The organism is Alphaproteobacteria bacterium LSUCC0684, from assembly GCA_041228335.1.
Taxonomy (GTDB): Bacteria; Pseudomonadota; Alphaproteobacteria; order Puniceispirillales; family UBA1172.
Window position 1 is genome coordinate 490,433 of the sequence record CP166130.1, and the last position, 11,993, is coordinate 502,425.

Consider the following 11,993-nt stretch of genomic DNA (forward strand, 5'->3'; position numbering starts at 1 on the left):
CCGGGGGCAGGTTCTGCCCGGGCCGGAATGACATGGCCCTACCTTTCGCGGCCATGTTTCTTTCGGGATTCTGCCAGGGGCCTGACTAAATTTTTTGCCACATTTCTGACCGAAACAGGATATAAGCTTGTTTCAGATTGAATTTGGTGATGGATAAAATGTTGCTACATACGAGTTATCTTTCTGGCCGGTGGGTTTCCCGGCTCGCTGTGTTTTCGCTCATGATCTGCGGCCTTGTCTCCATGGCGCAGGCGCAGAGCGTTTCTATCGAGATTTTTGCAAGCCGTATCGAGGCGCTGGAAGAAGGGCTCAAGGATGTGCGCGGGGTGATCGAGGAAGATCTGAGTTCGCTTCGGCAGGATCTTGAGAAGAAGGGCGAGGCTGACCCGGCAAGGATGGAAGTGCTTGAAAACCAGATCGACAAACTGGTTGACCAAATACGCATCCTCAACAACAGGCTTGAGCGTACGCTTGAAGTGGCGAGCGATAATGAATTCCGCCTGCTGCGCATGGAAAAGAGACTTGAAAGCCTGATGCGGCTTGGCATCGAGGATGATCTTGCTGCCGCTACCTCACCTTCGGGAACAGGCGCCGGCGACGTGCCGAAAGCCTCCCTCAATGCGGAACAGGATACATCGGCTGCCTGGACAATCGAGGCCAGCAAACTTGAAGAGGCGATGCAGGAAACGGCCGCAGATGAAACCGCCTCAAACGATTCCGGGGAAACCACCACGGCATCTCTCGCAAGGGAGGATGAAGCAGCAACACCAGCCGAAACACAGGCTACAGCCGAAATCGCGGCTGAACCGAAATCCGTGCTGCCCGACGCCTCCCCCGATGAGCAATATCGTTTCGCCCTGGGCAAGGCCTTGCAGAACGATCTCGACACCGCCGAGGAGGCTTTCCGCGAATTTGTTGCAAAAAACGCCGAGCACAGTCGGTTGGCGGATGCAACCTTCTGGCTTGGACGTGTTCAATTCATGAAAGGCTCTTACGAGGCGGCGGCAATGACCTTCACCGAATTCAACACCAATTGGCCAACAGATTCACGACTGGAGAAAACAACACTCTGGATCGCCGAGGCGATTTCAACCTTCGCGGCGAAAAGCGAAGTCTGCGATTTGCTGGAATCCCTCCCAACATTGGTGGAAAACCCGACAGAAAGCTTCTTTGATCGTCTTGGAAAACTCAAAACCAAATCCGAATGCACCGGATGAGACGTGCCTTGGCCTTGCGCGCAGGATTGATGCCCTTGGGCTGAAATCTGAAAAAGACAGGATACTTCTTGCTGTGTCGGGCGGTCCGGATTCAATGGCCATGGCTCGTGTGGTGAAAGCATGGCATGGGCGCGCCGAAACATCGCTCCCGCTTGCCGCAATGGTGGTGGATCACGGATTGCGCCGGGAATCAAGCCAGGAAGCCGCGATGGTGGCCGAAACGCTCAACCACATGGGAATAAAGGCGCAGGTCCACCGGATTACCGACACGCCACCAAAGGGCGGTGTCCAGGCATGGGCAAGGAAGCACCGGTATCAGGCACTGGTGAATCATGCCCTTCCTGATGATGCCGTGATCATGACCGCTCATCACGCAGGCGACCAGATCGAAACCGTCGCGATGCGGCTTGAACGAGGCTCGGGTCTTCGTGGTCTTGCCGGAATGAAGCCGCTGACCAGAGTCGACGGGCTCAGGATTGCGCGTCCTTTTCTCAGCGTGTCGCGAGATGAGCTTCATCAGGTATTGGCAGATGGAATAGTCCCGGTGGTGGATGATCCCTCGAACCGTAACCGGAAATTCACCCGGGTCCGTTTTCGCGAGGATATGCAAGCGCTTGAGGATGCAGGTGCCGGTCCGACTGCCTTAAAGCGGCTGGGTGAGCTGGCTGGCCGTATTGATCAGGCCTTCGAGCGTAGTATTGATCAAGCGATTGCTGGCCGCGCTTGTCTGGAGTTGGGGGGATGGGGATGGTTTCAGCGTGATCTTTTATCGGACTTGCCTTTCCGGGCGGGGCTTGCCTTTCTTGCAAGGATGTACCGCGAAATGAGGGCGGCTGGAACGCCGCCAAGGGAAGATCAACTTGCCCGGTTGCGTGCACGGCTGATGAAAGGGGATAGCGTAACTCTTGGCGGGTGCGAATGGCGACCATGGGGCACGGCGTGGTTCGTTCTCTGCCGTGAGGCGGAAAGGTCGCTTCAACCCATTGAGTTCATGTCAGAAAATGGCACTCCCCGTCACGGTATTTTTGATGGGCGCTGGCATGTTGTCGCGCCATGCCCGGGGCGGGTTCAGGCTCTGGGCGCGAAGGGATATGCCGCGCTTCGGCGCGCACTACCGGAATTTTCGGACAAGGATTATGTGCCGGCACGGGCATTCTGGAGCATGCCTGTCTTTATCCCGGATACGGGGATATCTGATATTCCTGCGGATATGGGTTTACTCACCCTTGACGATCACGGTATCATTCCCCATCTGATATTCAAGAGAAACGATTTATACAGCTTTCGGAAAACCGGGCTTTACGCAGGGTTCATCGGGGGCATGGCTTGATGATTTTCCCGGCAGGATGCACGGAAGAAAGGCTTTTCAATGAATAACATGGCCCGTAATCTGATTATCTGGATGGTTATCGGTGTGGTGCTTCTGGCGCTGTTCAACATGTTCCAGAACAACACCTCCGGTCAGCGTTCATCGCTTGTCGCCTATTCTGATTTCCTCGCACAGGTGGAAGCCGGGGATATGCGCGAGGTCACCATCGAAGGCAGCAACCTCTATGGCGTTACACAGAATAATATTCCGGTGAACTCCTACATGCCCGATGGCACGGATGTGGTGACGGTGCTGAAGGAAAACAATGTCCGTATTCTGGCGCGTCCGGATGAGAGCAACACGCCCGGGCTTTTCTCGATCCTGCTTGGCTGGTTCCCGATGTTGCTGTTTATCGGGGTGTGGATCTTCTTCATGCGGCAGATGCAGGGTGGCGGCCGCAATGGTGCCATGGGCTTTGGTAAATCGCGCGCCAAACTGCTCACCGAACATCACGGCCGAGTGACATTTGAAGATGTCGCAGGGATTGATGAAGCGAAAACCGAACTTGAAGAAGTTGTTGAATTCCTGCGTGATCCCTCGCGGTTCCAGCGTCTTGGTGGAAAGATCCCGAAAGGTGTGCTGCTGGTCGGCCCTCCGGGTACAGGTAAGACACTTCTGGCGCGGGCGATTGCTGGTGAAGCCAATGTGCCTTTCTTTACAATTTCAGGTTCTGATTTTGTTGAGATGTTCGTTGGTGTTGGCGCAAGCCGTGTGCGTGATATGTTCGAACAGGGCAAGAAGAACGCTCCATGTATCATCTTTATCGACGAAATTGATGCAGTCGGGCGGCATCGTGGCGCCGGGTTGGGCGGCGGCAACGACGAGCGCGAACAGACACTGAACCAGATGCTTGTTGAAATGGACGGGTTTGAAGCAAATGAAGGTGTTATCCTGATCGCTGCCACCAACCGTCCGGACGTTCTTGATCCGGCGCTTTTGCGTCCAGGCCGGTTTGACCGTCAGGTTGTGGTACCTAATCCTGATGTGCTTGGCCGTGAGAAAATCCTCAAAGTCCATATGCGCAAGGTTCCGCTGGCAAACGATGTCGAAGCCCGTATCATTGCACGTGGTACGCCAGGTTTTTCGGGCGCAGATCTTGCCAATCTTGTGAATGAGGCAGCACTTCAGGCGGCTCGCAAAAACCGCCGTACCGTATCCATGGCCGAATTTGAAGAAGCAAAAGACAAGGTCATGATGGGGGCTGAACGGCGCTCCATGGTCATGACCGATGAAGAAAAGAAACTGACTGCCTATCATGAAGCAGGTCATGCGGTTGTGGCGCTGCATCAGCCGGAATCCGATCCGATTCATAAAGCGACGATTATTCCTCGTGGTCGGGCTCTTGGCATGGTGATGCGCCTTCCTGAAGGCGATCGCGTCTCGATGGCCAAAGACAAGCTTTTCGCGGATCTCAGAGTGGCGTGTGGAGGCCGGATCGCCGAGGAAATGATCTTTGGTCCTGAAAAGGTGACTACTGGCGCATCAAGCGATATTCGTATGGTTTCGGATATTGCCCGCCGGATGGTTACCGAATGGGGACTTTCAGAAAAGCTTGGATTCCTTGCCTATTCTGCTGATGAACAAGAGGTTTTTCTTGGGCGTTCGGTGGCACAGCAGAAAAACATGTCTGATGCAACAGCCTCTGCCATTGATAGTGAAATTCGATCGATCGTGGACAATTCTTATCAAGATGCAACCAAGATTCTAAAGAAACACGCGGATCAACTTGAAATGCTGGCCAAGGCTCTGCTTGAATATGAGACATTATCTGGAGACGAAATCAAGACAATTATCGAAGGTGGCACAATAGTTCGCAACATGGATGATGTTCCCGAGGCGCCAAGAGCTAAATCCCGCACAGGTATTCCCGGCGGTCTTCGCAAGCCATCACAGGATCAGTCGCCGGATACCACGGCCTAAACCTTATGTCCCTTATGCGTCAGGCAAATCTTGCCTTTCCTCCTTTCGATGATGATAGGCGTGAAGGTGGAAAAAGTTGCACCTGGATTATGCCTGTTGGCATAACTTCGCGAAGATTGAATTGCCTTGATTCAGGATTTCTTCCACTTGCAGGTGGCCCATTTGCCTTTGCTCATTTTGATGTGCTGCAAACACATCAGGAGCGAATGACCGTTACCAGAATCAGGGCAGATCATCTCTTGAGGGAAGCATCAGCTGGTGGTGAGCAAGTTGAAGAACTGGCTCATCAGATGCTGGAACGAGTGACAAGCCCGCGTCAGAATTTTGCCGGACTTGCGATGAATACCTGGCATGTCATGGGAATCATCAACGCCACGCCTGACAGTTTTTCTGATGGTGGAGATCACGCGGAAGCCGATATAGCAATTTCCTCGGCACGCCGGATGGCCATGGAGGGGGCTCGAATTCTTGATGTTGGGGGGGAATCTACCCGGCCCGGTGCCGGGGAGATCAGCCTTGATGAGGAACGCCGAAGGATCTTGCCGGTCATAAGCACGCTTGCCAGAGAGGGATATTGTGTTTCTGCCGATACAAGACATGCACCGGTTATGGAGGATGCGCTTGCTGCGGGCGCCGCAATGATCAACGATGTTGGCGGCCTTAGAGCAGACGGAGCCATCGATCTGATTTCCAGGAAAGATGCCCCGGCGATCCTGATGCATATGCAGGGAGAGCCGGGTACGATGCAGCAATCACCCCGCTATGACCATGCCCCGACGGAAGTATTTTGCTGGCTAGAAGAACGTATAAAAACTGCGACAGAAAATGGAATACCCATTCACAATCTGGCCGTGGATCCTGGATTTGGTTTTGGGAAAACTCCACAGCATAATATGGAAATCATGTCCGGTCTTGCCCTTTATCATGGTCTTGGTGTTCCCATCGTTCTTGGTGTGAGCCGGAAATCAACCATTGCCCATTTTTCAAAAAATGAACCTGCCAAGGAAAGGCAACCCGGATCGACGGCTCTTGCTGCGCTTGCCCGGGCTCAGGGTGTCCAGATTTTCAGGGTGCATGATGTTCCTGAAACCATGCAGGCGCTAGCCAATGCCGAGGCGATGCTGAATATTTAGGTTTTGTTACTAGGTCAAAACATGGTCTTGGTGTAGATTATTCACGAATTGGATAAAGGCTGACACACTACCATGTCACGGTTTTTTGGAACGGATGGTGTAAGGGCTCGTATCAATACAGGTCCTATGACCGCTGAAAACATAATCAGGCTGGCTCTTGCAGCTGGCAAATATTTCCGCAATTCAAACAAGGGTATTGAAAGATCGCGTCACCCTCTGGTGGTGATCGGCAAGGATACCCGTCTTTCAGGTTACATGGTGGAAGCTGCCTTGCAGGCTGGCTTTGCCTCAATAGGTATGGATACTCGCCTGCTTGGCCCTTTGCCAACGCCGGGGGTTGCGTATCTGACCCGAACGTTGCGGGCGGATCTGGGAGTGATGATCTCAGCCAGCCACAATCCACATGAAGATAACGGCATCAAGCTCTTCGGGCCAGATGGATTCAAGCTTCCGGATATAGCAGAAGATGAGATCAGTTCGATCATGTCTGGCCATATACCTCTGGCGGACGCGTTGGAACTTGGTCGAGCGCGCCGCATGCTGGATGGCGTCAGTCGATATATTGAACAGGTCAAATCAGCCATTCCACGGTCTATGCGTTTTGAAGGCCTGAAGGTGGTTGTGGATTGTGCCAATGGTGCAGCCTACCGCGCCGCGCCTGATGTGCTTTTTGAGCTGGGGGCCGAAGTAATTCCCCTCGGTATTGACCCTGATGGAATCAATATCAATTCGGGTTGTGGCGCCGTTCATCCTGAATACATGGCGGAAACGGTGGTGGCAAACGGGGCAGATGTTGGCATTTCCCTCGATGGCGATGCCGACCGGCTCATCATGGCAGATGAAAAGGGTCAGATCATCGATGGGGACCAGTGTCTTGCTGTTCTTGCGGATATGATGGCATCGCAGGGAGAGCTCGCCGGCCGGACGGTTGTCGGCACACTCATGACCAATCACGGGCTGGCCCAGTATCTTTCAGCAAAAGGCATAAATCTGGAGCGAACCAAGGTTGGAGACCGCTACATCCTTGAAAGGATGCGTGAGGCCGGACTGAATCTCGGAGGTGAACCATCAGGGCATATCATTCTGACTGACCATGCCACATCTGGCGACGGTATTATTGCGGCGCTCAAGATGCTCATGTTTCTCAAGATGAGCGATGCCCCGGCAAGCGAAAGCCTCCACCGCTTCACGCCCTTGCCACAAAAAATTGTGAACATTGATTGCACCTCACAAGAATCTATTCAGAAAGCCCTAAGCCATGGTGATCTGGCATTGGCGGTAACTGATGCCGAGGAGAAGCTTCGCGATACCGGGCGTATTGTTATTCGCCCATCAGGAACAGAGCCGCTTATCCGCGTGATGGTTGAAGCCGAAGATCAGCGGTTGATGGAAAAAACCGCGGAAAATCTGGCGGGTGTAATTTCTGATCTGGTGAATTAACGGCTCTTTCGTGCTGGTACGCTTCGCCCGAGCCCCTCAAAAAGATCAAGCATCGTTTCCATCCAGGGTGTAATGGAATCACTTTCATCAAGCAGTTGAAAAGCTGATGAAACACGTGCCCATTGCAGGATGCCAAACAGAAGATAATCCGACATTGCAGGGGCTGAACCATTGACAAATCCACCTCCGGCCATGGCTTTGCGGAACGGATCAAGTTGAAGTTCCAGTGTTGACCGCATTTCTTCCCGGCCGGCAGAAACCTCGGCAAGAGGTTTGCCGAAACGTGCCTCTCTTGAGGTGATGAAATATTTCTTGTCCTCCCCGTCCAGAAGATCAGGAATATCCTTTATAATCATTTTTGCGAGTGTCGGGAAAAGCATGGTCTGCGCGTATCTATGCAGAAAACGATAATGCGCTATTCCGCTATCGCCACCCGGAAAGAGAGTTGGGTCAGCCCTGATATCTTCCAGATGCATAACAATCTCGTTTGAATCCGCGAAAACCTGTCCATCCATTTCCTGATAAAGAGGATAGCTTTTGCCACCAAGAGCTTCGAGCGGGGCTTTTTCAGTAAATCTTCCCTGAATAATTTCTGCCTCAATCCCCTTATGGGCCAGAGCCATCCGGACATGCCAGCACCAGGGGCTCAGCGCAAGACCATGGGTTGAAATCAGTTCATATAGCCGGGGTTTTGCCTGTTCCGTCATATCGTGACCTTTCTTGTTTTTTTCCCAAGTCTACCCTGCATAGCCAACATAACAACAGGCTTGACAATGCCATGTAAACGACTAGAAATGCACCCGGGCCGTCATCCCCCAACGGATGGCAACATATTGAAGGATGGGGTTCATGAAACCTGACCGTAAGACGTCGCTCCCACGACCTTTAGTGCGTCCCCGCAACACGCATTTCTCCAGTGGCCCCACCAGCAAGAGACCGGAATGGTCGCTTCAGGCTCTGGAAAAGGCATGTCTGGGGCGTTCCCACCGATCTTCCGAAGGCAAAGAAAAACTCAACACCTGTATCACGATGATGCGTGACCTGCTCGGGTTGCCGGATGAGTATTATCTCGGCATCGTTCCAGCCTCTGATACGGGGGCTGTTGAAATGGCGATGTGGTCGCTGCTTGGCGCGCGGGGGGTGGATATATTTGCCTGGGAAGCCTTTGGCAAAACCTGGCTCAAGGACGCGGTGGACCAACTGCAACTTTCCGATATTCGTGTATTTGAAGCACCATATGGCAGACTTCCTGATCTGGGAATGGCGAGCCCTGATCGTGACGTGATCCTGACATGGAATGGCACCGCTGCCGGAGTTCGTGTTCCGGACGCTGACTGGATTGCTGATGATCGCGACGGCCTCATCATTGCGGACAGCACGTCGGCGGTATTTGCCTTCCCCATGCCAGTTGAAAAACTCGATGTCATCACCTTCTCCTGGCAGAAATCGCTCGGTGGTGAAGGTGCGCATGGCGTGATTGTTCTCTCCCCGAGGGCGGTGGCAAGACTTGAAAGCCATCAACCTGCCTGGCCGGTCCCCAAGATTTTCCAGCTCACCAAAAACAACGTGCTGGCGCGCGATATTTTTGCCGGTGCTACGATCAACACGCCATCGATGCTTTGTGTTGAGGATGCGCTGGATGCGCTCAAATGGGCGCAGGATATCGGCGGCAGAGACGCACTTTTCCAGCGGGTTGAGGCCAATTTTAAGGCAATCAGCACCTGGATTTTGCATCATCCTGATCTGGCGTTCCTTGCCGAAGACCCTGCAACCATCTCCCCGACCTCGGTCACCATCCGCATCACCGCTGACTGGTTCACGAAGGCGGAACCCGCCAAACAGAAGCTGCTGGCGAAAAAGATCACGGCATTGCTTGATGAGGAAGATGTTGCAAGAGATATCGACTCCTATCGTGATGCTCCACCCGGATTGAGGATCTGGGCAGGTCCGACGGTGGAAACCCGCGATCTTGAAGCCTTGTTCCCCTGGATCGATTGGGCGCTGGCCATTGTCCGGGATGAAGTTCAACACGAAAATTCCAAGGATTAGCACCATGCCATCTGTATTGATCAGCGACAGTTTGAGTGAGACCGCCGTCTCGATAATGAAAGACCGTGGGCTTGAGGTGGATTATCGCCCGGGCCTTTCGCCAGAGGAGCTTGAGAAAATCCTTGGCAACTATGATGGCCTTGCCATTCGCTCTGCCACCAGGGTGACACCGGATTTGCTTGAGAAAATCAGGGGTGGCAGGCTCAGGGTTGTCGGCCGGGCAGGGATCGGTGTCGATAATATCGATGTCAGTGCCGCGACGGCCGCGGGAATAGTCGTCATGAATACACCTCATGGAAATGCGGTTACAACGGCCGAGCATGCCATCACGATGATGCTGGCTTCATCGAGGATGATTCCGGCGGCGCATATCTCAACCATTGCCGGGAAATGGGAAAAGTCGGCCTTTGTCGGTACCGAGGTCACCGGCAAGAAGCTCGGGCTCATTGGCTGCGGAAATATAGGTACAATCGTGGCGGACCGTGCGCAGGGGCTTAAAATGAAGGTCATGGCTTATGATCCGTTCCTGACCGAAGATCGGGCGAGATCCATCGGTGTTGAGAAAGTGGAGTTTGATGATCTTCTGGCCAGGGCTGACTATATTTCGCTGCATACACCCCTCACCGATGATACGCGGAATATCATCAATGCCGATGCGATCAGCCGCATGAAAAAAGGGGCAAGGCTGATCAACTGTGCCCGTGGCGGCCTCGTTGATGAGGTTGCCTTGCGTGGCGCCCTTGAAACCGGCCATCTCGCGGGTGCGGCGGTAGATGTCTTTGCCGTTGAACCTGCAAGAGAGAACATTCTCTTTGATGCCCCCAATCTGATTGCAACCCCGCATCTCGGGGCCAGCACGGCGGAGGCGCAGGAAAAAGTGGCGGTCCAGATCGCCGATCAGATTGCTGACTATCTGCTTGAAGGAGCTGTGCTGAACGCGCTTAATCTGCCGAATGTCACCGCCGAGGAGGCCCCTATCCTGATGCCGTATATGGATCTTGGCCGCAAACTTGGCTCCTTTCTTGGCCAGGTGACACGTTCCGGCATCACCGAGGTCGCCGTTGAATTTGATGGACAGGCTTCGGCGCTGAATATCGAACCTGTCATGGCATCGACGCTGGCTGGACTGATGGAGCCGATCATGGCGGCGGCGAATATCGTCAACGCCTCTACGCTGGCCCATTCCCGCGGCATCAATGTCGCCGCGATCCGACATGAGCGCCCATGCGATTACCAGACAAAGCTTCGGGTCACGGTAAAATACAAAGGACGCGATGGCATCGAGAAAAACCGGACAATCGCCGGAACCCTTGTCGGAATGACCATGCCACGAATTGTTGAAGTTCAGCATATCGCTGTTGAAAGTGATTTTCCGGAGCATCTCCTTTATCTCAGAAATTATGACAAGCCGGGATTCATCGGTGATCTGGGCTCACTCTGCGGCAGAAACAACATCAATATCGCCACGTTCCATCTTGGACGGCGCGAAGTCGGCGGCGAAGCCATCGCGCTTGTGGAAATTGATGAAGGCGCCGATGATACCTTCATTGAGGCGTTGAGGAAATTGCCCCAAGTGGTCAGGGCTGACCGCCTCCGGTTTGCTCCATAATGGCGTAAAACCGTCTTTGGGATTGCAGAATACAAGGGGCTGGGGTAGGACATGGGGGAGATTTTCTTCAGCCCCGGAACTCATAGATGGCAGATGCGCCCGAAAATCGATCTCAAGGACTCCTGCCAGCCGGGTTGAGTGATCTCATGCCCGGTGATGCCCGGCGCGAGGCCGAAGCCATCGGCAAGATCATGGCGAGTTTTGCTGCCTTTGGCTACGACCGGGTAAAACCGCCGCTGGTGGAATTTGAGGATACCCTTCTTGCTGATGGACCAGGGGTCGCGCTTGCCGCGGATACGTTCCGTGTCATGGATCCGCTCTCAAGCCGGATGATGGCGATACGCGCCGATATGACGGCCCAGATCGCCAGAATTGCAGAGACACGCCTTCATCATATGCCGCGGCCGCTGCGGCTTTGCTATAGCGGTGATGTTCTTCGTATTCGCCCGGACCCGCTCAACCCCGAACGGCAGCTGACCCAGGTCGGGGCGGAAATGATCGGGGCCAGCAACGCCTACCATGATGCGGAACTGGCTGTTGCCGCGCTTCATGCGCTTGATCATGCCGGTATCGCACACCTGACCATTGACCTTGGCGTGCCCCGCCTTCTTGAAGCGATTGCCGGTGAGAAGCCGGATGATAAACTCGCCCAGGCTGTTGCGGCCAAGGATCACGCCCTTGTCCGGCGTCATGGGGGCAGGCTTGCAGATATCCTGACATCCCTTCTTGATATACCGATGATTTCGCCCGGGAAACTTGATGAGGAAACCCGGGAGCGCAGCAAAGGGCTTGCAACGGAAGCTGCGGACATGATCGCCGGTCTGCTCAAGGTCGCGGGCCTTATTCGCAGCGCCGCGCCGAAGGTTTCGGTTACGCTGGACCCGCTCGAGTCCCGAGGTTTTGATTATCACCACGGGATCGGGTTTTCGATCTTTGCCCCGGGCATTCGTGGCGAGCTTGGCCGTGGCGGGAGATATCGCACAACAACGGTCAATGGCAGCGGGGAAGATTCAACCGGCGTTACGCTCTATCTTGAACGGGTGATGCGGGCCTTGCCGCAAAGCCGGGAGAGCATGGCTGTTTATGTTCCTCACGCAGCTGGTCTTAAGACGCTCGTCCGGCTGGTGGAAGAAGGGGAAACCTGCCGCTTCGGCACCTCGGAGGCAGGCGATGACAACGCCCGCACCGAAGAAGCAAAAGCAATGTCCTGCCGCAGGATATATCGTGACGGCAAAGTGATTTTACTGGATGAATAG

The 11,993-nt window shown here is 54.1% G+C and carries 9 protein-coding genes; 8 read left to right on the top strand and 1 reads right to left on the bottom strand.

Annotated elements, in window-relative coordinates; all coding sequences use genetic code 11:
• The first annotated feature begins 158 nt into the window (after positions 1-158).
• The 5 genes from AB8880_02290 (at position 159) to glmM (ending at position 7,079) form a co-directional block, all read left to right on the top strand.
• Positions 159-1,217, top strand: coding sequence for a tetratricopeptide repeat protein (locus AB8880_02290; GenBank protein XDZ66244.1), 1,059 nt, complete (start codon positions 159-161; stop codon positions 1,215-1,217).
• The gene (gene tilS, locus AB8880_02295; GenBank protein XDZ66245.1) at positions 1,180-2,547 is read left to right on the top strand and encodes a tRNA lysidine(34) synthetase TilS; all 1,368 of its coding nucleotides are present in this window, start codon (positions 1,180-1,182) and stop codon (positions 2,545-2,547) included. Before AB8880_02290 ends, tilS begins: the two co-directional genes overlap by 38 nt.
• A gap of 39 nt (positions 2,548-2,586) precedes the next feature.
• Positions 2,587-4,506: an ATP-dependent zinc metalloprotease FtsH gene (gene ftsH, locus AB8880_02300; protein ID XDZ66246.1), complete on the top strand. Its 1,920-nt coding sequence runs from the start codon at positions 2,587-2,589 to the stop codon at positions 4,504-4,506.
• A gap of 206 nt (positions 4,507-4,712) precedes the next feature.
• Entirely contained in the window at positions 4,713-5,639 is a 927-nt protein-coding gene (gene folP, locus AB8880_02305) for a dihydropteroate synthase (protein ID XDZ66247.1), read from the top strand.
• Positions 5,640-5,711: 72 nt separating this feature from the next.
• Entirely contained in the window at positions 5,712-7,079 is a 1,368-nt protein-coding gene (gene glmM / locus AB8880_02310) for a phosphoglucosamine mutase (GenBank protein XDZ66248.1), read from the top strand.
• Here glmM and AB8880_02315 read toward each other — a convergent pair.
• Positions 7,076-7,786 carry a glutathione S-transferase N-terminal domain-containing protein gene (locus AB8880_02315; protein ID XDZ66249.1) on the bottom strand — a complete coding sequence of 237 codons (711 nt, stop codon included), beginning with the start codon at positions 7,784-7,786 and terminating at the stop codon, positions 7,076-7,078. The genes glmM and AB8880_02315 overlap by 4 nt on opposite strands.
• Positions 7,787-7,928: 142 nt before the next feature.
• Between AB8880_02315 and AB8880_02320 the strand changes: the two genes are divergently transcribed.
• The 3 genes from AB8880_02320 to AB8880_02330 all read left to right on the top strand — a co-directional run bounded on the left by AB8880_02320 (position 7,929) and on the right by AB8880_02330 (position 11,993).
• On the top strand, positions 7,929-9,128 hold the full coding sequence (locus AB8880_02320) for a phosphoserine transaminase (protein XDZ66250.1): 1,200 nt from the start codon (positions 7,929-7,931) through the stop codon (positions 9,126-9,128).
• 4 nt (positions 9,129-9,132) lie between these two features.
• Complete coding sequence (gene serA, locus AB8880_02325) at positions 9,133-10,737, top strand: phosphoglycerate dehydrogenase (GenBank protein XDZ66251.1); 1,605 nt, start codon at positions 9,133-9,135, stop codon at positions 10,735-10,737.
• Between the two features lie 86 nt (positions 10,738-10,823).
• Positions 10,824-11,993 carry an ATP phosphoribosyltransferase regulatory subunit gene (locus AB8880_02330; GenBank protein ID XDZ66252.1) on the top strand — a complete coding sequence of 390 codons (1,170 nt, stop codon included), beginning with the start codon at positions 10,824-10,826 and terminating at the stop codon, positions 11,991-11,993.